The 18,034-nt window shown below is 62.6% G+C and carries 29 protein-coding genes; all 29 read left to right on the forward strand.

Features of this window, described 5'->3' with window-relative positions; all coding sequences use genetic code 11:
• The first annotated feature begins 26 nt into the window (after positions 1-26).
• Positions 27-2,144 carry an elongation factor G gene (fusA, locus tag HGQ17_RS03360; protein WP_168886556.1) on the forward strand — a complete coding sequence of 706 codons (2,118 nt, stop codon included), beginning with the start codon at positions 27-29 and terminating at the stop codon, positions 2,142-2,144.
• 124 nt (positions 2,145-2,268) lie between these two features.
• Complete coding sequence (gene tuf / locus HGQ17_RS03365; protein ID WP_168886557.1) at positions 2,269-3,459, forward strand: elongation factor Tu; 1,191 nt, start codon at positions 2,269-2,271, stop codon at positions 3,457-3,459.
• Positions 3,460-3,828: 369 nt separating this feature from the next.
• Positions 3,829-4,137 (forward strand): 30S ribosomal protein S10, encoded by a 309-nt coding sequence (gene rpsJ / locus HGQ17_RS03370; RefSeq protein ID WP_119902480.1) that lies wholly within the window; start codon positions 3,829-3,831, stop codon positions 4,135-4,137.
• Between the two features lie 20 nt (positions 4,138-4,157).
• Positions 4,158-4,820, forward strand: coding sequence for a 50S ribosomal protein L3 (rplC, locus tag HGQ17_RS03375; protein WP_168886558.1), 663 nt, complete (start codon positions 4,158-4,160; stop codon positions 4,818-4,820).
• A gap of 4 nt (positions 4,821-4,824) precedes the next feature.
• Positions 4,825-5,445, forward strand: coding sequence for a 50S ribosomal protein L4 (gene rplD / locus HGQ17_RS03380; RefSeq protein WP_168886559.1), 621 nt, complete (start codon positions 4,825-4,827; stop codon positions 5,443-5,445).
• Positions 5,442-5,750, forward strand: a complete 309-nt coding sequence (gene rplW / locus HGQ17_RS03385) for a 50S ribosomal protein L23 (RefSeq protein WP_168886560.1) — start codon at positions 5,442-5,444, stop codon at positions 5,748-5,750. Before rplD ends, rplW begins: the two co-directional genes overlap by 4 nt.
• A 37-nt stretch (positions 5,751-5,787) precedes the next feature.
• Positions 5,788-6,627: a 50S ribosomal protein L2 gene (gene rplB / locus HGQ17_RS03390; protein WP_168886561.1), complete on the forward strand. Its 840-nt coding sequence runs from the start codon at positions 5,788-5,790 to the stop codon at positions 6,625-6,627.
• 12 nt (positions 6,628-6,639) lie between these two features.
• The gene (gene rpsS / locus HGQ17_RS03395) at positions 6,640-6,921 is read left to right on the forward strand and encodes a 30S ribosomal protein S19 (protein WP_168886562.1); all 282 of its coding nucleotides are present in this window, start codon (positions 6,640-6,642) and stop codon (positions 6,919-6,921) included.
• 57 nt (positions 6,922-6,978) lie between these two features.
• Complete coding sequence (rplV, locus tag HGQ17_RS03400; RefSeq protein WP_168886563.1) at positions 6,979-7,344, forward strand: 50S ribosomal protein L22; 366 nt, start codon at positions 6,979-6,981, stop codon at positions 7,342-7,344.
• On the forward strand, positions 7,344-8,156 hold the full coding sequence (rpsC, locus tag HGQ17_RS03405; RefSeq protein ID WP_168886564.1) for a 30S ribosomal protein S3: 813 nt from the start codon (positions 7,344-7,346) through the stop codon (positions 8,154-8,156). The genes rplV and rpsC overlap by 1 nt, the downstream gene beginning before the upstream one ends.
• A complete protein-coding gene (gene rplP, locus HGQ17_RS03410; protein ID WP_168886565.1) occupies positions 8,156-8,572 on the forward strand; it encodes a 50S ribosomal protein L16 in 417 nt (138 codons plus the stop codon). The genes rpsC and rplP overlap by 1 nt, the downstream gene beginning before the upstream one ends.
• A gap of 2 nt (positions 8,573-8,574) precedes the next feature.
• Complete coding sequence (gene rpmC, locus HGQ17_RS15665) at positions 8,575-8,844, forward strand: 50S ribosomal protein L29 (protein ID WP_168886566.1); 270 nt, start codon at positions 8,575-8,577, stop codon at positions 8,842-8,844.
• Complete coding sequence (gene rpsQ / locus HGQ17_RS03420; RefSeq protein ID WP_168886567.1) at positions 8,841-9,143, forward strand: 30S ribosomal protein S17; 303 nt, start codon at positions 8,841-8,843, stop codon at positions 9,141-9,143. Before rpmC ends, rpsQ begins: the two co-directional genes overlap by 4 nt.
• 286 nt (positions 9,144-9,429) lie before the next feature.
• Positions 9,430-9,801, forward strand: coding sequence for a 50S ribosomal protein L14 (gene rplN, locus HGQ17_RS03425; RefSeq protein WP_168886568.1), 372 nt, complete (start codon positions 9,430-9,432; stop codon positions 9,799-9,801).
• A gap of 2 nt (positions 9,802-9,803) precedes the next feature.
• Positions 9,804-10,130: a 50S ribosomal protein L24 gene (rplX, locus tag HGQ17_RS03430; protein WP_168886569.1), complete on the forward strand. Its 327-nt coding sequence runs from the start codon at positions 9,804-9,806 to the stop codon at positions 10,128-10,130.
• Complete coding sequence (gene rplE, locus HGQ17_RS03435) at positions 10,127-10,696, forward strand: 50S ribosomal protein L5 (protein ID WP_168886570.1); 570 nt, start codon at positions 10,127-10,129, stop codon at positions 10,694-10,696. The genes rplX and rplE overlap by 4 nt, the downstream gene beginning before the upstream one ends.
• 92 nt (positions 10,697-10,788) lie before the next feature.
• Positions 10,789-11,187 carry a 30S ribosomal protein S8 gene (gene rpsH, locus HGQ17_RS03440; RefSeq protein ID WP_168886571.1) on the forward strand — a complete coding sequence of 133 codons (399 nt, stop codon included), beginning with the start codon at positions 10,789-10,791 and terminating at the stop codon, positions 11,185-11,187.
• A 22-nt stretch (positions 11,188-11,209) separates the two neighbouring features.
• Positions 11,210-11,746, forward strand: a complete 537-nt coding sequence (gene rplF, locus HGQ17_RS03445) for a 50S ribosomal protein L6 (RefSeq protein WP_168886572.1) — start codon at positions 11,210-11,212, stop codon at positions 11,744-11,746.
• Positions 11,747-11,749: 3 nt separating this feature from the next.
• Positions 11,750-12,121, forward strand: coding sequence for a 50S ribosomal protein L18 (gene rplR / locus HGQ17_RS03450; RefSeq protein WP_168886573.1), 372 nt, complete (start codon positions 11,750-11,752; stop codon positions 12,119-12,121).
• Positions 12,118-12,858, forward strand: a complete 741-nt coding sequence (rpsE, locus tag HGQ17_RS03455; RefSeq protein WP_168886574.1) for a 30S ribosomal protein S5 — start codon at positions 12,118-12,120, stop codon at positions 12,856-12,858. Before rplR ends, rpsE begins: the two co-directional genes overlap by 4 nt.
• A 2-nt stretch (positions 12,859-12,860) precedes the next feature.
• The gene (gene rpmD / locus HGQ17_RS03460; protein WP_168886575.1) at positions 12,861-13,091 is read left to right on the forward strand and encodes a 50S ribosomal protein L30; all 231 of its coding nucleotides are present in this window, start codon (positions 12,861-12,863) and stop codon (positions 13,089-13,091) included.
• Complete coding sequence (gene rplO, locus HGQ17_RS03465; protein ID WP_168886576.1) at positions 13,091-13,585, forward strand: 50S ribosomal protein L15; 495 nt, start codon at positions 13,091-13,093, stop codon at positions 13,583-13,585. The genes rpmD and rplO overlap by 1 nt, the downstream gene beginning before the upstream one ends.
• Positions 13,586-13,737: 152 nt before the next feature.
• Positions 13,738-15,045: a preprotein translocase subunit SecY gene (gene secY / locus HGQ17_RS03470; RefSeq protein WP_168886577.1), complete on the forward strand. Its 1,308-nt coding sequence runs from the start codon at positions 13,738-13,740 to the stop codon at positions 15,043-15,045.
• Positions 15,042-15,611: an adenylate kinase gene (locus HGQ17_RS03475; protein ID WP_168886578.1), complete on the forward strand. Its 570-nt coding sequence runs from the start codon at positions 15,042-15,044 to the stop codon at positions 15,609-15,611. The genes secY and HGQ17_RS03475 overlap by 4 nt, the downstream gene beginning before the upstream one ends.
• A 15-nt stretch (positions 15,612-15,626) precedes the next feature.
• Entirely contained in the window at positions 15,627-16,463 is an 837-nt protein-coding gene (gene map / locus HGQ17_RS03480; protein WP_211090402.1) for a type I methionyl aminopeptidase, read from the forward strand.
• Between the two features lie 205 nt (positions 16,464-16,668).
• Positions 16,669-16,893, forward strand: a complete 225-nt coding sequence (gene infA / locus HGQ17_RS03485; protein ID WP_168886580.1) for a translation initiation factor IF-1 — start codon at positions 16,669-16,671, stop codon at positions 16,891-16,893.
• 22 nt (positions 16,894-16,915) lie between these two features.
• Entirely contained in the window at positions 16,916-17,029 is a 114-nt protein-coding gene (rpmJ, locus tag HGQ17_RS03490) for a 50S ribosomal protein L36 (protein ID WP_044493916.1), read from the forward strand.
• Between the two features lie 214 nt (positions 17,030-17,243).
• Positions 17,244-17,612, forward strand: a complete 369-nt coding sequence (gene rpsM / locus HGQ17_RS03495; RefSeq protein ID WP_168886581.1) for a 30S ribosomal protein S13 — start codon at positions 17,244-17,246, stop codon at positions 17,610-17,612.
• 12 nt (positions 17,613-17,624) lie between these two features.
• Positions 17,625-18,026: a 30S ribosomal protein S11 gene (gene rpsK, locus HGQ17_RS03500; RefSeq protein WP_168886582.1), complete on the forward strand. Its 402-nt coding sequence runs from the start codon at positions 17,625-17,627 to the stop codon at positions 18,024-18,026.
• Positions 18,027-18,034: the final 8 nt, after the last annotated feature.

Genomic DNA, 18,034 nt, shown 5'->3' on the forward strand with positions numbered 1-18,034 from the left:
AAGCTAAACCACTAAGGGGAAACACTGTGGCACAACAAGAGGTGCTCACTGACCTGAAGAAGGTCCGCAATATCGGCATCATGGCTCACATCGACGCCGGTAAGACCACCACCACCGAACGTATCCTGTTCTACACCGGCCTGAACCACAAGATCGGTGAGACCCACGACGGTGCATCCACCACCGACTGGATGGAGCAGGAGAAGGAACGCGGCATCACCATCACCTCCGCCGCAGTGACCTGCTTCTGGGAGAACAACCAGATCAACATCATCGACACCCCCGGTCACGTCGACTTCACCGTTGAGGTGGAGCGTTCGCTGCGCGTGCTCGACGGCGCAGTGGCAGTCTTCGACGCCAAGGAGGGTGTGGAGCCGCAGTCCGAGACTGTCTGGCGCCAGGCCGATAAATACAACGTGCCGCGTATCTGCTTCGTCAACAAGATGGACAAGCTCGGTGCTGACTACTACTTCACCCTGGACACCATCAAGGACCGCCTCGGCGCCAAGCCGCTGGTGATGCAGCTGCCCATCGGTGCAGAGAACGACTTCGTCGGTGTTGTCGACCTCCTGCAGATGAAGGCTCTGGTCTGGCCCGGCGACGCCAAGGGCGATGTAACCATGGGCGCTGAGTACGAGACCCAGGAGATCCCCGAGGACCTCAAGGAGCGTGCCGAGGAGTACCGCAACGAGCTCATCGAGGCCGTTGCCGAGGCCGACGAGGCGCTCATGGAGAAGTACCTCGAGGGTGAAGAGCTCACCATCGACGAGCTCAAGGACGGTATCCGTAAGCTCACCGTCGCCGGTGAGGCATACCCCGTCTTCTGCGGCTCCGCGTTCAAGAACCGCGGTGTGCAGCCGATGCTCGACGCCGTCGTGGACTACCTGCCCTCCCCGGCAGACATCTCCTCCATGGAAGGCCACGCAATGGGCGATGAGGAGAAGGTCCTCACCCGTAAGCCCTCCAAGGAAGATCCCTTCTCCGCACTGGTCTTCAAGATCGCCTCCCACCCGTTCTTCGGTCAGCTGACCTTCATCCGGGTCTACTCCGGCAAGCTGTCCTCGGGTACCCAGATCCTGAACACCACCAAGAACAAGAAGGAGCGCATCGGGAAGCTCTTCCAGATGCACGCCAATAAGGAGAACCCGGTTGAAGAGGTTCAGGCCGGCCACATCTACGCGGTCATCGGTCTGAAGGACGTCACCACCGGTGACACCCTCTCCAACCCGGATGACCCGATTGTTCTGGAGTCCATGAGCTTCCCGGAGCCCGTGATCAACGTGGCTATCGAGCCGAAGTCCAAGGGCGACCAGGAGAAGCTCTCCACCGCCATCCAGAAGCTGGTGGCCGAGGACCCGACCTTCACCGTGTCCCTGGACGAGGAGACCGGCCAGACCGTCATCGGCGGTATGGGCGAGCTCCACCTCGATGTCTTCGTGGACCGCATGAAGCGCGAGTTCAAGGTGGAGGCAAACGTCGGTAAGCCCCAGGTGGCATACCGCGAAACCATCCGCCAGAAGGCAGAGAGCGTCGAGTACACCCACAAGAAGCAGACCGGTGGTTCCGGTCAGTTCGCAAAGGTCATCCTCGACTTCGAGCCCCTGGAGACCGATGGGGACGAGATGTACGAGTTCGAGAACGCCGTCACCGGCGGTCGTATCCCGCGCGAGTACATCCCCAGTGTTGACGCCGGTATCCAGGACGCCATGCAGCTCGGCGTTCTGGCTGGCTACCCGATGGTTGGCGTCAAGGCCACCCTGAAGGACGGTCAGTACCACGACGTCGACTCCTCCGAGATGGCGTTCAAGCTCGCCGGCTCCCAGGCCTTCAAGGAGGGCGTCAAGCGCGCCAAGCCGGTGCTGCTCGAGCCCACCATGGCAGTGGAAGTCCGTACTCCCGAGGAGTACATGGGCGATGTCATCGGTGACCTCAACTCCCGCCGCGGCCAGATCCAGTCCATGGAAGACGCCGCAGGAGTCAAGGTCGTCAAGGCCACTGTGCCGCTGTCGGAGATGTTCGGCTACATCGGTGAGCTGCGCTCCCGCACCCAGGGTCGCGCAGTCTTCACCATGACCTTTGACTCCTACGCAGAGGCGCCAAAGGCAGTGGCTGACGAAATCATTGAAAAGAACCGCGGCGAGTAATTCGGCGCATCAACTAAATTTCCCCAAAACCACCGAAATTAGTAGACTTGCGAGAGTTTCAGCCTGGGACACCCCCTGCCTGAAGTAAGTCTTACTGAAAAACCACGTTCTATAGGAGGAACCAGTGGCCAAGGCAAAGTTCGAGCGGAACAAGCCTCACCTCAACATCGGCACCATCGGTCACGTTGACCACGGCAAGACCACGCTGACTGCTGCTATCTCCAAGGTGCTCGCCGACAAGTACCCCGACCTCAACGAGGCCAAGGACTTCGCCGGCATTGACAACGCTCCCGAGGAGCGCGAGCGCGGCATTACCATCAACGTTTCCCACGTTGAGTACCAGACCGAGAAGCGTCACTACGCACACGTTGACGCCCCCGGTCACGCCGACTACGTCAAGAACATGATCACCGGTGCTGCTCAGATGGACGGCGCCATCCTCGTTGTGGCCGCAACTGACGGTCCGATGGCCCAGACTCGTGAGCACGTGCTGCTGGCCCGCCAGGTTGGCGTGCCTCAGCTGCTGGTTGCCCTCAACAAGTCCGACATGGTTGAGGACGAGGAGCTCCTCGACCTCGTCGAGATGGAGGTCCGCGAGCTGCTGTCCGAGCAGGAGTTCGACGGCGACGAGGCTCCGGTTATCCGCACCTCCGGCCTGAAGGCTCTCGAGGGCGACGCCGAGTGGGTCAAGACCGTTGAAGACCTCATGGAGGCTGTTGACGAGTACATCCCCGAGCCGGAGCGTGACAAGGACAAGCCCTTCCTCATGCCCATCGAGGACGTCTTCACCATCACCGGTCGCGGTACTGTGGTCACCGGTCGCGCCGAGCGCGGCACCCTGTCCATCAACTCCGAGGTCGAGATCCTCGGTATCCGCGACAAGCAGAAGACCACCGTCACCGGTATCGAGATGTTCCACAAGCAGCTCGACGAGGCATGGGCCGGCGAGAACTGCGGTCTGCTGCTTCGCGGTCTGAAGCGTGACGACGTCGAGCGCGGTCAGGTTGTTGCCGCTCCCGGCTCCATCACCCCGCACACCAAGTTCGAGGCCAACGTCTACATCCTGTCCAAGGATGAGGGTGGCCGTCACAACCCCTTCTACACCAACTACCGTCCGCAGTTCTACTTCCGGACTACTGACGTGACCGGTGTTATCGAGCTGCCCGAGGGCACTGAGATGGTTATGCCCGGTGACAACACCGAGATGACCGTTGAGCTCATCCAGCCCATCGCTATGGAGGACGGCCTCGGCTTCGCCATCCGTGAGGGTGGCCGCACCGTGGGCTCCGGCAAGGTCACCAAGATCATCGAGTAATCTTGATGCCTTAGCCAGCCTCTAGGCCTACGAAAACCCCCAGCATTTGCGCTGGGGGTTTTCGTGTGTCATGATAGATAAGTTGCGTACGGGCTGATGCCTGACGCGTATGACGAAAAATCTACCCGGTCCCCACGGGTGTTGCTGTGCCCAGAATTCTGAGCATCAAAGCGACACGCCCGACCGCGGGGACCGGACGCCAGCAGCGGGAACACCCCGGATCATCCCGGATTCACGCTGTTCGGTCAGGCCATAACAGCAGAAGGTGTTTGACAGCTCTTCTTTCTGAGGACTAATGCGTCCCTTTGCGTATGGCCTGCGCCGAAACCCAGACGTATTGGAAGCCAAGTCAGAAAGAGGCTCAACGCCATGGCGGGACAGAAAATCCGCATCCGGCTGAAGTCGTATGACCACGAGGTCATCGACACCTCGGCCCGGAAGATCGTCGACACGGTCACGCGCGCAGGCGCCACAGTCGTCGGCCCCGTGCCGCTGCCGACTGAGAAGAACGTGTACACCGTTATCCGTTCACCGCATAAGTACAAGGACTCTCGCGAGCACTTCGAGATGCGCACTCATAAGCGTCTGATCGACATCGTGGACCCGACTCCCAAGGCAGTCGACTCCCTGATGCGTCTCGACCTGCCCGCAGACGTCAACATCGAGATCAAGCTTTAGAAGGGGGTGCTGAGAGAACTATGACCAACATTTCCCGCACTGAACTGCCTGTTAAGGGACTGCTGGGCACGAAGCTCGGCATGACCCAGGTCTGGGATGAGAACAACAACTTCATCCCCGTCACCGTCATCCAGGCCGACTCCAACGTGGTCACCCAGATCCGCAACGAAGAGACTGACGGCTACTCCGCCGTGCAGATTGGCTTCGGCGCCATCGATCCCCGCAAGGTGACCCAGCCGCTGGCCGGCCACTTCGCCAAGGCCGGGGTCACTCCCCGCCGCCACCTGGTCGAAATCCGCACCTCCGACGCCGCCGAGTACGAGCTCGGCCAGGACCTGTCCGTCGAGGCTTTCGAGTCCGGCCAGAAGGTCGACGTCATCGGCAAGACCAAGGGTAAGGGCTTCGCCGGCGTTATGAAGCGTCACGGCTTCGCCGGTGTCGGAGCCTCCCACGGTCAGCACAAGAACCACCGCAAGCCCGGTGCCATCGGTGGTGCTGCCACTCCCGGCCGCGTCTTCAAGGGACTCCGCATGGCCGGCCGGATGGGCAACGTCCGCCACACCACGCACAACCTCACACTCCACGCCGTGGACGCCGAGAAGAACCTGCTGCTCATCAAGGGCGCTGTCCCCGGCCCCAAGGGCGGCGTGATCCTCGTCCGCACGGCTGTGAAGGGAGCATGACCCCATGGCAACCACTAAGGTAAGCGTCGATCTCCCCGCTGAGATCTTCGACGTCGAAACCAACAACGCGCTGATCCACCAGGTCGTCGTCGCCCAGCAGGCAGCTGCCCGCTCCGGCACGCACAAAACCAAGACCCGCTCCGAGCGCTCCGGCACCACTGCCAAGCCGTTCCGGCAGAAGGGCACCGGCCGGGCTCGTCAGGGCTCCATGATCGCCCCCCACATGGTCGGCGGCGGTGTAGTCCACGGACCCCAGCCCCGCAGCTACGCCCAGCGGACTCCCAAGAAGATGAAGGCCGCCGCCCTGCGCGGTGCCCTCTCCGACCGGGCCCGCAACGGACGCATCCACGTGGTGGACACCCTGGTGGGGGAGACCCCCTCCACTAAGGCAGCCAAGGAAGCCCTGGCTTCCATCGGCGGTGCCAACCGCAACTGGCTGATCGTTCTGGACCGCAACGACGACGCAGCCGCACTTTCGGTGCGCAACCTGCCCGATGTCCACGCGCTCTACGCTGACCAGCTGAACACCTACGACGTTCTCGTCTCCGATGACGTTGTGTTCACCCAGGCCGGCTACGATGCCTTCCTGGCACACGCCCAGGGCAAGAAGGAGGAGGCCAAGTGAGCGTCCTGACTGAGAAGGATCCCCGCGATGTCATCATCGCTCCGGTGATCTCTGAGAAGTCCTACAACAACATCGACGAGGGCAAGTACACCTTCCTCGTCGCGACCGGGGCCTCCAAGCCCGAGATCAAATACGCCGTGGAGAAGATCTTCGGCGTCAAGGTCGAGAAGGTCAACACCAACAACCGCGAGGGCAAGCGCCGCCGCACCCGCTACGGCTGGGGTAAGCGCAACGACACCAAGCGGGCAATCGTGACCCTCAAAGAGGGCTACGCAATCGACATCTTCGGAGGGACCGCTGCTTGACGCAGCCGGACCCACTTGATCGAGGAAGAGAAAGAACATGGCAATCCGTAATCTCAAGCCGACCACCCCGGGCCAGCGTGGCTCCTCGGTGGCCGACTTCGCAGAGGTCACCCGGGACACCCCGGAGAAGTCCCTGCTCAAGCCGCTGTCCAAGACCGGTGGTCGTAACAGCTCGGGCAAGATCACTACCCGGCACAAGGGCGGTGGCCACAAGCGCCAGTACCGTCTGATCGACTTCCGCCGCTCCGACAAGGACGGCGTGCCGGCCAAGGTCGCTCACATCGAATACGACCCCAACCGCACCGCCCGCATCGCTCTGCTGCACTACGTTGACGGCACCAAGCGCTACATCCTGGCTCCGGCCAAGCTGAAGCAGGGCGACGCCATCGAGTCCGGTCCGAATGCAGACATCAAGCCCGGCAACAACCTGCCGCTGCGCAACATCCCCCTGGGTACTGTCATCCACGCTGTGGAGCTGCGCCCCGGCGGCGGTGCCAAGCTCGGCCGGTCCGCAGGTGCATCCATCCAGCTGGTCGCCCGTGAGGGCAAATACGCCCAGCTGCGACTGCCCTCCGGCGAGGTCCGCAACGTCGACGTGCGCTGCCGCGCCACCGTCGGCCAGGTGGGCAACGCCGAGCAGTCCAACATCAGCTGGGGCAAGGCAGGCCGCATGCGCTGGAAGGGCGTTCGCCCGACAGTCCGTGGTGTTGTCATGAACCCGGTCGACCACCCCCACGGTGGTGGTGAGGGCAAGACCTCCGGTGGACGCCACCCGGTCAACCCCAACGGCAAGCCCGAGGGCCGCACCCGGCGCCCGAATAAGGAAAGCGACAAGCTCATCGTGCGCCGTCGCCGCACCAAGAAGAACAAGCGATAGGAGCCTGGAAACATGCCACGCAGCCTGAAGAAGGGCCCCTTCGTTGATCAGCACCTGTACCTGAAGGTCGCCGCTGAGAACGAAAAGGGCACCAAGAATGTCATCAAGACCTGGTCCCGCCGTTCCATGATCATCCCGGACATGCTCGGCCACACCATCGCCGTGCACGACGGACGCAAGCACATCCCCGTGTTCATCACCGAGTCCATGGTCGGGCACAAGCTCGGCGAATTCGCTCCGACTCGGGCGTTCCGCGGACACGTGAAGGACGACAAGAAGGGCAAGCGCCGCTGATCCCTTCGGGAACAGTGACCGTTTGAACTTCTTCGAAAAGACGAGAGAAGGAAAGCAATGGAAGCCAAGGCAATTGCGCGCTATGTGCGTGTGACGCCTATGAAGGCCCGGCGCGTCGTCGACCTTGTCCGCGGCAAGCAGGCCAATGAGGCACTGGCAATTCTGAAGTTCGCCCCCCAGGGCGCCTCGGAGCCGGTCTACAAGGTGGTCGCATCCGCCATGGCCAACGCCCGCCAGCACGCCGACAAGGCCGGTGTCGCCTTCAATGAGGACGACTACGTCATCACCGAAGCACGCGTCGACGAAGGCCCCACCATGAAGCGGTTCCGCCCCCGTGCTCAGGGGCGCGCCTTCCGCATCAACAAGCGCACCAGCCACGTGACCATCGTGGTCGGCACAGAAGAGAAAGGTGGAGATCAGTAGTGGGACAGAAGATCAACCCCAATGGTTTCCGTCTGGGCATCACCACTGACCACGTCTCCCACTGGTACGCCGACTCATCCAAGCCGGGTCAGCGCTACAAGGACTTCGTGAAAGAGGATGTCCAGATCCGCGAACTGCTGGAGAAGAGCGTCGAGCGCGCCGGTATCTCCAAGGTCGAGATTGAGCGCACCCGTGACCGGGTCCGCGTGGACATCCACACCGCCCGGCCGGGCATCGTCATCGGCCGCCGCGGTGCCGAAGCAGACCGCATCCGCAGCGAACTGGAAAAGCTCACAGGTAAGCAGATCCAGCTGAACATCCTCGAGGTCAAGAACCCCGAGACCGATGCACAGCTGGTCGCCCAGGGTGTCGCCGAGCAGCTCGCCGCCCGCGTGGCTTTCCGCCGCGCCATGAAGAAGGCCATCTCCTCCGCAATGCGCGCCGGCGCCAAGGGTATTCGTATCCAGTGCTCCGGTCGTCTGGGCGGTGCCGAGATGTCCCGTTCCGAGTTCTACCGTGAAGGCCGGGTGCCCCTGCACACCCTGCGTGCAAATATCGACTTCGGTAAGCACGAGGCCAAGACCACCTTCGGCCGCATCGGCGTGAAGGTCTGGGTCTACAAGGGCGACCTCACCGCGAAGGAACTTGCTGCACAGCAGGCCTCCCAGCCCTCCGGCCGCGGCCGGGGCGACCGGGGTGGCCGCGGCGGTGAGCGCCGTCGTCGTGGTGCCGGCCGGGGTCGTGGCGAGGCAGCTGCACCTGCAGCAGCCGAGACCGCACCCGCCGCTTCTGCTGAAGGAGGGCAGAACTGATGTTGATGCCCAAGCGCGTCAAGTACCGCAAGCCGCATAAGCCCAAGCGCGGCGGCCGGGCAAAGGGTGGCACCGAACTGGCCTTCGGCGAGTACGGCATCCAGGCCCTGGCCCCTGCATACGTGACCAACCGCCAGATCGAGTCGGCACGTATCGCCATGACCCGTCACATCAAGCGTGGTGGCAAGGTGTGGATCAATATCTACCCCGACCACCCGCTGACCAAGAAACCTGCCGAAGTCCGTATGGGCTCCGGTAAGGGTTCACCCGAATGGTGGGTCGCCAACGTTAAGCCCGGACGCGTGATGTTCGAGCTGTCCGGTGTCAGCGATGAGGTCGCCAAAGAGGCCCTCCGTCTGGCAATCCACAAGCTGCCCATGAAGGCACGCGTGATCAGCCGAGAGAGTGGTGAGTGATCATGGCAGTCGGATCCAAAGACTTGACCATCGACAAGCTCGCGGTGATGGATGAGGCCGAGCTCAGCGAGAAGCTGCGCGGAGCCAAGGAGGAGCTGTTCAACCTCCGTTTCCAGGCCGCCACCGGGCAGCTGGAGAACTCCGCCCGGATCAAGGCAGTCAAGCGTGACATCGCCCGGATCTACACGGTGCTGCGTGAGCGTGAGCTCGGCATCCGTGAAGCCGTGGACGCCCCGGCTGAGGCAGAAGAGACCGAGGAGGAGTCCGCATGAGCGAGACCGCTGAAACCCCACAGCGCAATAAGGACCACACCAGCGCTGACCGTAACTACCGCAAGAACCTGCGCGGCGTCGTCGTCTCCGACAAAATGGAGAAGACCATCGTGGTGGAGGTCGAGGACCGCAAGAAGCACTCCCTGTACGGGAAGGTCATGAAGCGGCACTCCAAGTTCAAGGCTCATGACGAGAACGGCGAGGCCGGCATCGGTGACACCGTGCTGATCTCCGAGACTCGTCCGCTGTCCAAGACCAAGCGCTGGCGCCTGGTGCGGGTCATCGAGAAGGCCAAGTAAACCTCCTCTCCCGCAAGGCCCAGAGCAGCAAGAGCCCCAGCCCGCTTCGGCGAGTTGGGGCTCTTGTGCGTTTTAGGGTATGATATTGAGGCTGTGCGCCCGTGTGCGTTGGCTCAAGAGCCGCCGCGGACAGCGCGCGTCCCCCAAGGCCGCCTCGGCCATCCGGTTCACAACATCCTCCACGAGGAGAAACCGTGTGGGAAAGCGGTGGGGGAGTTCCTTTCGATTGAACGTTCCACAAGGCTCGCCGGGAACCGGTGAGAACCAGTGAGACAGGAGAAAATAAGTGATTCAGCAGGAATCGCGGCTGAAGATCGCCGATAACACCGGTGCCAAGGAGATCCTTGTCATTCGCGTGCTCGGTGGATCCGGACGCCGCTATGCAGGTATCGGCGATACATTCGTCGCCACCGTCAAGGACGCTATCCCCGGCGGTAACGTGAAGAAGGGCGATGTGGTCAAGGCCGTCGTCGTCCGTTCCAAGAAGAAGACCCGCCGCAACGACGGCTCCTACATCAGCTTCGATGAGAACGCTGCCGTGATCCTCAAGGGCGACACCCCTGAGCCGCGCGGTACCCGTATCTTCGGACCCGTCGGCCGTGAGCTTCGCGATAAGAAGTTCATGAAGATCGTCTCCCTGGCTCCGGAGGTGCTGTAACCATGGCAAAGATCAAAAAAGACGACCTGGTCCAGGTGCTCACCGGTAAGGACAAGGGCAAGCAGGGCAAGGTTCTGCAGGTCCTGCCCAAGAAGGACCGCGTGATCGTCGAAGGTATCAACCGGGTCAAGAAGCACCTGCGTGCCGGCCAGTTCGGTCAGACCGAAGGCGGCATCGTTGAGTCCGAGGCTCCCATCCACATCTCCAATGTGGCTGTGATCGACCCCGAGACCGAGAAGCCCACCCGCGTGGGTTACCGGTTCGAAGAGGTCGACGGCGAGCTGAAGAAGGTCCGTTACGCCAAGGCCTCCGGGAAGGAGCTGTCATGACCGAGACTGCCACCAAGATCACTCCCCGCCTGAAGACCAAGTACCGCGAAGAGATCCGTGAGTCCCTGCAGAACGAGTTCAACTACGGCAACGTGATGCAGGTCCCCGGCCTGGTCAAGGTCGTGGTGAACATGGGTGTCGGCGAGGCAGCTCGCGACTCCAAGCTCATCCAGGGCGCTGTGGAGGACCTCACCAACATCACCGGTCAGAAGCCCAAGGTCACCCGGGCCAAGAAGTCCATCGCACAGTTCAAGCTGCGTGAGGGCCAGCCCATCGGTGCGCACACCACCCTGCGTGGCGACCGCATGTGGGAGTTCCTGGACCGCCTCGTGACCTTCGCGCTGCCTCGTATCCGCGACTTCCGCGGCCTCAGCGACCGGCAGTTCGACGGCAACGGCAACTACACCTTCGGGCTCACTGAGCAGTCGGTGTTCCACGAGATCAACCAGGACAAGATCGATCGTCCGCGCGGTATGGACATCACTGTGGTGACCACCGCAACCACCGACGACGAAGGCCGGGCGCTGCTGCGCGCACTGGGCTTCCCGTTCAAGACCGAACAGTAAGTACTACGTGGGAGGTCCGCGCACCAGAGCCTCAGAACGCTGGGGAGTTCCGGAGCGCGGAAACCACCGCGAGGAAGGGCGTAACGCCTGATATGACAATGACTGACCCCGTCGCAGACATGCTTACCCGTCTGCGCAACGCCAACTCGGCTTTCCACGACCAGGTCTCCATGCCCAGCTCCAAGCTGAAGGTCCGGATCGCCGACATTCTCAAGGCTGAGGGCTACATCACCGACTACCGCGAGGAAGAGGCTGAGGTCGGCAAGACCCTGGTCATCGACCTCAAGTTCGGCCCCAACCGCGAGCGGTCCATCGCTGGCCTCAAGCGCATCTCCAAGCCCGGTCTGCGCGTCTACGCGAAGTCCAACAACCTGCCCCACGTACTGGGCGGCCTGGGCATCGCTATCCTGTCCACTTCCTCCGGTCTGCTCACCGACCGGCAGGCAGGCAAGAAGGGTGTGGGTGGGGAAGTCCTCGCCTACGTCTGGTAACCCGGAAGGAGTCTGAAGCACTATGTCACGCATCGGTCGTCTTCCGATCACCATCCCCTCCGGCGTCGAAGTCAACATCGACGGCCGCGAGATCAGCGTCAAAGGCTCCAAGGGCGAGCTCTCCCGCACTATCGCAGAGGGCATCACCGTGGAGATTGAGGACGGCACCCTTACGGTGACCCGTCCCAACGATGAGCGCGAGTTCCGCTCCCTGCACGGTCTGACCCGCAGCCTGATCGACAACATGATCATCGGCGTCACCGAAGGCTTCACCAAGAAGCTGGAGATCGTCGGTACCGGTTACCGCGTCCAGGCCAAGGGCAAGGACCTCGAGTTCGCACTCGGCTACTCCCACCCGGTTCCGGTGGAGGCCCCTGAGGGCATCACCTTCTCCGTGGAGGGTGCCAATAAGCTGGCCGTCTCCGGCATCGACAAGCAGCAGGTCGGCGAGGTCGCCGCAAATATCCGCAAGCTGCGCAAGCCTGACCCGTATAAGGGCAAGGGCGTGCGCTACGAAGGCGAGCAGATTCGCCGCAAGGCCGGAAAGGCAGGTAAGTAAACCATGGCTATCGGTATCAAGGGCAAGTCCAAGTCCGCTGCCCGCGGCCGGCGCCACCTGCGCCTGCGTAAGAAGGTTCACGGCACCGCTGAGCGTCCGCGCCTGGTGGTCAACCGCTCCTCCCGTCACATGGTCGCCCAGGTCGTCAACGACCTCGAGGGCAAGACCGTTGTTTCGGCAACCACTATGGAAGCTGACCTGCGCAGCTTCGACGGCGACAAGACCGCCAAGGCTAAGAAGATCGGCGAGCTGATCGCTGAGCGCGCCAAGGCAGCCGGCATTGAAGCTGTGGTCTTCGACCGCGGCGGCAATAAGTACCACGGCCGCGTGGCCGCCGTCGCCGACGGTGCCCGGGAAGGCGGTCTGAAGCTGTGAGCGAGAACGCAACCAACCAGAAGGACCCCTCAGTGACTGAGTCCACCGAGAACAACGCCGCTGAGGCTGCCGAGCAGACGCAGTCCGCCGGCGAGCAGAACAAAGACAACCGCGGTGACCGTGGCGGACGTGGCGAAGGCCGCGGACGTGGACGGGGCCGTGGCGAGGGCCGCGGACGCGGCGGACGCGACGACGATCGGGATAAGTTCCTCGAGCGCGTTGTGACCATCAACCGCGTCTCCAAGGTCGTCAAGGGTGGCCGTCGGTTCAGCTTCACCGCACTGGTCGTCGTCGGCGACGGCGACGGCACTGTCGGTGTCGGCTACGGCAAGGCCAAAGAGGTCCCCGCCGCCATCCAGAAGGGTGTCGAGGAAGCTAAGAAGAACTTCTTCCGCGTCCCCCGCGTCGGCTCCACCATCCCGCACCTGGTCAAGGGCGAGGATGCTGCCGGTGTTGTGCTGCTGCGACCGGCATCCGCCGGTACCGGTGTGATCGCCGGTGGTCCGGTGCGTGCCGTGCTGGAGTGCGCCGGTATTCACGATGTGCTGACCAAGTCCATGGGCTCGGTCAACGCCATCAACATCGTTCACGGCACCATCGACGCCCTCAAGCAGCTCGAAGAGCCTGAGGCTGTCGCTGCCCGCCGTGGCAAGGCCCTCGACGAGGTTGCTCCCGCACCGATGCTGCGGACCATGGCTGCCGACCGCGAGGCTAAAGCACAGAAGGCAGGTGCATAGCAATGGCTACCACCATCCACTACAGCACTGCGAAGGATCTGAAGGTCTCCGACGCCAAGCTGGAGATCACTCAGATCAAGTCCACCATCGGCGCCAAGCCCAACCACCGCGAGACCGTGCGGTCCCTGGGCCTGAAGCGGATCGGCCACACTGTGGTCCGCGAAGCTGACGCTGTGACCGTGGGCATGCTGAACACTGTCAAGCATCTCGTGAAAGTTGAGGAGGCCAAGTGATGGCAGAGAACACTCCTGCTGAGTCCGAGGTCCTGAAGCTGCACGACCTCAAGCCTGCCCCCGGCTCCCGGAAGGCCCGCCAGCGCGTGGGTCGCGGTGAGGCCTCCAAGGGTAAGACTGCAGGTCGAGGCACCAAGGGAACCAAGGCTCGCTACCAGGTGCGCCCCGGCTTCGAGGGCGGGCAGCTGCCGCTGCACATGCGCCTCCCGAAGCTGCGCGGGTTCAAGAACCCCTTCCGCGTGGAGTACTCCCCGGTGAACCTGAACAAGCTGTCCGAGCTCTTCCCCTCCGGCGGCGAGGTCACTGCAGATGACCTCATCGCCAAGGGTGTTGCTCGCAAGGGCCAGCCGGTGAAGGTTCTCGGCTCCGGTGAGATCTCCGTGGCAGTGCAGGTGAAGGCTCACGCCTTCTCCGCATCCGCCGAGGAGAAGATCACCGCAGCCGGCGGTTCCGTGGAGAAGCTGCCCCTGAAGGCCGCTCCCGCCGCGGAGTGAAACTCCATATGAACTAGTGTTCAGCCCCCGCTCTCTTTGGGCGGGGGCTGAACTCATTTTGTAGGATTCTTGCCTCGGCGCTGGTCCAGGTTAGGATGACTGAGATTATGTGGTCGGCCCGCTCGCCCGCCGTGCCCAAATGAGGAGGACGCTTGTTCAGCGCAATTGCTAGGGTGTTTGCTTCACCCGATCTGCGCATGAAGATCCTGTTTACGCTCGGGATCATCACGATCTACCGGATCGGTGCGTTTATCCCTGCCCCGGGAGTCAACTACACCGGGGTCCAAGAGTGCCTTGCCCTGGGGAACACCGAGGGCGGACTCTACGCGTTCGTCAACATGTTCTCCGGCGGCGCCATGCTGCAGGTCTCCGTCTTTGCCCTAGGCATCATGCCCTACATCACCGCCGCTATTATCGTGCAGCTGCTGCGTGTGGTTATCCCGCGCTTCGAATCGCTGCAGCGCGAAGGTGCACAGGGCCAGGCCAAACTCACCCAGTACACCCGGTACCTCACCCTGGCACTGGCCACCCTGAACGCGACCGTTCTGGTGACCATGGCCCGCTCCGGTGCCCTGCTCGGCTGTGAGCCCGGCCAGATCATCCCCAATGACTCCATGCCGGTCATCCTGCTGATGATCCTGGTGATGACCACCGGTGTTGCCATGATCATGTGGCTCGGCGAGCAGATCACCGAACGCGGTGTCGGCAACGGCATGTCCATCCTGATCTTCGTCGCCATCGCCGCCGGCTTCCCCGGCTCCATGCACCAGATCTGGACCGAGCAGGACTGGCGAGTCTTCACCGCCGTCTGTGTGATCGGTATGATCCTGGTCGCTGCCATCGTCTTCGTCGAGCAGTCCCAGCGCCGAGTACCTGTGCAGTACGCCAAGAAGCAGGTCGGCCGCCGCACTGTCGGTGGAACCAGCACCTACATCCCGATCAAGGTGAATATGGCCGGTGTTATCCCGGTGATCTTCTCCTCCTCGGTGCTGATGCTGCCCTCGGTGGCCATGCAGTTCAACCAGCCGGCCCCCGGCGAGGAGCCCTCCGGAATCTTCGTATTCCTCAGCCAGTACTTCGACGGCGCCCACCCGGTCTATATGGCCACCTTCTTCCTGATGACCGTCGGGTTCACCTACTTCTACGTCTCGATCACCTTCAACCCCAATGAGGTGGCCGAGAACATGCGTAAATACGGTGGCTTCATCCCCGGCATCCGCGCCGGCAAGCCCACAGAGGGCTACCTCGCCTACGTCATCAGCCGCATCACCTTCCCAGGTGCGCTGTATCTGGGCTTCATCGCGCTGATCCCGCTGATCGCCTTTGTGCTCATCGGCGCTGACCAGAACTTCCCGTTCGGCGGAACCTCAATTCTGATTATGGTTGGCGTGGGTCTGACCACCGTCAAGCAGATCAACGCTCAGATGGAACAACACAACTACGAAGGACTGCTGCGATGACGCGAATGCTGATTGTCGGCCCCCAGGGCTCCGGCAAGGGAACCCAGGCCAAGCTGATCTCCGAGAAGCTGGGCATCGTCGCCATCTCCACCGGTGATATCTTCCGGGCCAACATCAAGGGCGAGACCGAACTTGGCAAAGAGGCCAAGAACTACGTTGATGCCGGCGATCTGGTTCCCGACTCCCTGACCAACCGTCTGGTTGAGGACCGGCTCAGCTGGGACGACGCCGCCGAGGGCTTCCTGCTCGACGGCTACCCCCGTAACCGCACTCAGCAGGCCACCCTGGATGAGATGCTCAGCCGTCTCGGTGTCGACCTCGACGTCGTGCTGGAGCTGACGGCTGACACTGAGGAGCTGACCCAGCGGATCAAGAAGCGCGCTGAGACCGAAGGCCGCGACGACGACGCCGATGAGAACGTCATCCGCCGCCGCCTGGAGCTCTTCGAGACTGAGACCCGCCCGATGATCGACGAGTACGCCAAGCGCGGTGTGCTCAAGCAGGTCGACGGCCTCGGCTCGGTAGATGATGTCAACGCCCGCATCATGGACACACTGAAGGGCTGATCTGCCATAGTGCTGATGGGCCGTCGGGTCGAGCTGAAGACCAATGAGCAGCTGGCGTCAATGGACGCCGCCGGTTCAATCCTCTGCGGTGCCCTGGATGCGACGATCGCTGCCGCAGCCCCAGGTGTCACCACAGGGGAGCTCAACGATGTCTTCGCCGAATACATCACCGCCCGTGGGGCCAAGCCCAACTTCCTGAACTACCACGGCTTCCCCGGATACATCTGCGCCTCGGTCAATGAGGAGGTCGTCCACGGTATCCCCGGGGACCGGGTGCTGGAGACCGGGGATGTGCTCAAGATCGACGGCGGCTGCATCATCGACGGTTGGCACTCTGACTCCGCACGGACTGTGATCCTGGGATCCAGCCAGGAGGGGACCGCCGATCCCGAGGACGAGCGGCTCTCCGAGATCACCCGTGCGGCTCTGTGGCAGGGTATTGCCGCCTTCGCCACCGCAAGGCATACCAATGAGATCGGTGTGGCGATCCAGAAGTTCGTCCAGGCACAGAAGGGTAAGCGCCTGGGCATCTTGGAGGATTACACCGGTCACGGCATCGGCTCGGCCATGCATATGGCACCTGATGTCTTCAACTACGCCACCCGGATGCCGGGGGCGAAGATCAAGCCGGGTATGGCATTGGCCATTGAGCCCATGCTGGTCCGCGGCAGCATCGAGACCGATGTCCTCGACGACGACTGGACGATCGTAACCACTGATGGTTCCCGCGCCAGCCAGTGGGAGCATTCGGTCTGCCGCCACCGCGACGGCATCTGGGTGCTCACCGCCGAAGATGGGGGAGCCTCCGAGCTCGAACCCCTCGGCATCACCCCAGTCCCCATCCCTGCATAGGGGGAGCCCGCCGCCGGGACGAACGCCGACTAGCGCGTTGCGCTTGACTCGGGTACGATTATCTGTTGGTTGTCTCTGTGGTCCAGTGTGCCCACATGAGACTTACTGAAGCAGAAACCCAGACCCCCTGATTTTTCGGCGTCGTCGTCATTTTGTGCCGTCGGCTCGGATATCACAAGGGGGTCGCGATCGGTGTGTGGAGAGTATGGGGAAAAAAGAAGGCGTAATTGAAGTCGAGGGTCAGGTCACCGAAGCCCTGCCGAATGCGCAGTTCCGGGTGAAGCTGGACAGCAACGATCACGTTGTCCTGGCCACGATCTCCGGCAAGATGCGCCAGCACTACATCCGCATCCTCCCGGAGGACCGGGTCGTAGTGGAGATGAGTCCCTATGACCTCTCCCGCGGCCGCATCGTTTACCGCTACAAGTAAAAGCAGACTAAGGAGAACCGCCATGAAGGTTCAGCCGAGCGTCAAGCCGATCTGCTCCGACTGCAAGACCATCCGCCGCGGTGGTGTGGTCCGAGTGATCTGCAAGAACCCGCGCCACAAGCAGCGCCAGGGCTGAACGCTTCCGCCCCAATGAGGGCGGAGACGTGCCTGGCAAAGCTAACAGCTCAATACAGACAAGGCAGTGCAGCTCGCGAATGAGCTGGCGAGCATACCTCCGGTTGCCGAAGGCCGGAGACCCGACGATGGCACCTCCTCCGGTGCCAGGATCACAAGTCCCGTAGGGGCCGCACTGTCGAAGACCTTCGGAAGGACACAAGGAGGACTGCCACATGGCACGTCTGGCTGGAGTGGACATCCCCGATGCCAAGCGCACGGTGATCGCACTCACCTACATCTACGGCGTGGGCCGCACCCGCGCTGAGCAGGCCGTTGAGGCCACCGGTGTTGACCCCAACACCCGCGTGAAGGACCTGACTGACGAGCAGCTGGTCTCCCTGCGCGACTACATCGAAGGCAACTTCACCGTCGAGGGCGACCTCCGCCGTGAGGTTTCCGCCGACATCCGCCGCAAGGTCGAGATCGGCTCCTACCAGGGGCTGCGTCACCGCCGCGGCCTGCCCGTCCGCGGTCAGCGCACTAAGACCAATGCGCGTACCCGCAAGGGCCCGAAGAAGACCGTCGCAGGCAAGAAGAAGTAGTCAGGAGTACCAATGCCCCCAAAGACTCGTACTGCGGCGCGCAAGCCCCGCCGCCGCGCATCAAAGAACATTACCCAGGGTCAGGCTCACATCAAGTCGACCTTCAACAACACCATCGTCTCGATCACCGACACCACCGGTGCCGTGGTCTCCTGGGCCTCCTCCGGTGAGGTTGGCTTCAAGGGCTCCCGTAAGTCGACTCCCTTCGCCGCGCAGATGGCAGCCGAGCAGGCCGCCAAGCGTGCACAGGAGCACGGGATGAAGAAGGTCGATGTCTTCGTCAAGGGCCCCGGCTCCGGACGTGAGACCGCTATCCGCTCCCTGCAGGCAGCTGGCCTCGAGGTCGGCTCCATCCAGGACGTGACCCCCTCGGCACACAACGGCTGCCGTCCCCCGAAGCGCCGTCGCGTCTGACGCGGCTT

Source organism: Nesterenkonia sedimenti, assembly GCF_012641515.1.
Lineage (GTDB): Bacteria > Actinomycetota > Actinomycetes > Actinomycetales > Micrococcaceae > Nesterenkonia > Nesterenkonia sedimenti.

Excerpts from the sequence above, each read along its gene's own strand:
- rplD (WP_168886559.1), top strand. The coding sequence starts at position 4,825 with ATGGCAACCACTAAGGTAAGCGTCGATCTCCCCGCTGAGATCTTCGAC.
- rplF (WP_168886572.1), top strand. The coding sequence starts at position 11,210 with ATGTCACGCATCGGTCGTCTTCCGATCACCATCCCCTCCGGCGTCGAA.
- rpmD (WP_168886575.1), top strand. The coding sequence starts at position 12,861 with ATGGCTACCACCATCCACTACAGCACTGCGAAGGATCTGAAGGTCTCC.
- rplV (WP_168886563.1), top strand. The coding sequence starts at position 6,979 with ATGGAAGCCAAGGCAATTGCGCGCTATGTGCGTGTGACGCCTATGAAG.
- rpsS (WP_168886562.1), top strand. The coding sequence starts at position 6,640 with ATGCCACGCAGCCTGAAGAAGGGCCCCTTCGTTGATCAGCACCTGTAC.
- rplO (WP_168886576.1), top strand. The coding sequence starts at position 13,091 with ATGGCAGAGAACACTCCTGCTGAGTCCGAGGTCCTGAAGCTGCACGAC.
- rplP (WP_168886565.1), top strand. The coding sequence starts at position 8,156 with ATGTTGATGCCCAAGCGCGTCAAGTACCGCAAGCCGCATAAGCCCAAG.
- rplX (WP_168886569.1), top strand. The coding sequence starts at position 9,804 with ATGGCAAAGATCAAAAAAGACGACCTGGTCCAGGTGCTCACCGGTAAG.
- rplR (WP_168886573.1), top strand. The coding sequence starts at position 11,750 with ATGGCTATCGGTATCAAGGGCAAGTCCAAGTCCGCTGCCCGCGGCCGG.
- HGQ17_RS03475 (WP_168886578.1), top strand. The coding sequence starts at position 15,042 with ATGACGCGAATGCTGATTGTCGGCCCCCAGGGCTCCGGCAAGGGAACC.
- rpsJ (WP_119902480.1), top strand. The coding sequence starts at position 3,829 with ATGGCGGGACAGAAAATCCGCATCCGGCTGAAGTCGTATGACCACGAG.
- rpsK (WP_168886582.1), top strand. The coding sequence starts at position 17,625 with ATGCCCCCAAAGACTCGTACTGCGGCGCGCAAGCCCCGCCGCCGCGCA.
- rplC (WP_168886558.1), top strand. The coding sequence starts at position 4,158 with ATGACCAACATTTCCCGCACTGAACTGCCTGTTAAGGGACTGCTGGGC.
- rplB (WP_168886561.1), top strand. The coding sequence starts at position 5,788 with ATGGCAATCCGTAATCTCAAGCCGACCACCCCGGGCCAGCGTGGCTCC.
- rpmC (WP_168886566.1), top strand. The coding sequence starts at position 8,575 with ATGGCAGTCGGATCCAAAGACTTGACCATCGACAAGCTCGCGGTGATG.
- rpsQ (WP_168886567.1), top strand. The coding sequence starts at position 8,841 with ATGAGCGAGACCGCTGAAACCCCACAGCGCAATAAGGACCACACCAGC.
- map (WP_211090402.1), top strand. The coding sequence starts at position 15,627 with ATGGGCCGTCGGGTCGAGCTGAAGACCAATGAGCAGCTGGCGTCAATG.
- rplE (WP_168886570.1), top strand. The coding sequence starts at position 10,127 with ATGACCGAGACTGCCACCAAGATCACTCCCCGCCTGAAGACCAAGTAC.
- infA (WP_168886580.1), top strand. The coding sequence starts at position 16,669 with ATGGGGAAAAAAGAAGGCGTAATTGAAGTCGAGGGTCAGGTCACCGAA.
- rpmJ (WP_044493916.1), top strand. The coding sequence starts at position 16,916 with ATGAAGGTTCAGCCGAGCGTCAAGCCGATCTGCTCCGACTGCAAGACC.
- rpsM (WP_168886581.1), top strand. The coding sequence starts at position 17,244 with ATGGCACGTCTGGCTGGAGTGGACATCCCCGATGCCAAGCGCACGGTG.
- rpsH (WP_168886571.1), top strand. The coding sequence starts at position 10,789 with ATGACAATGACTGACCCCGTCGCAGACATGCTTACCCGTCTGCGCAAC.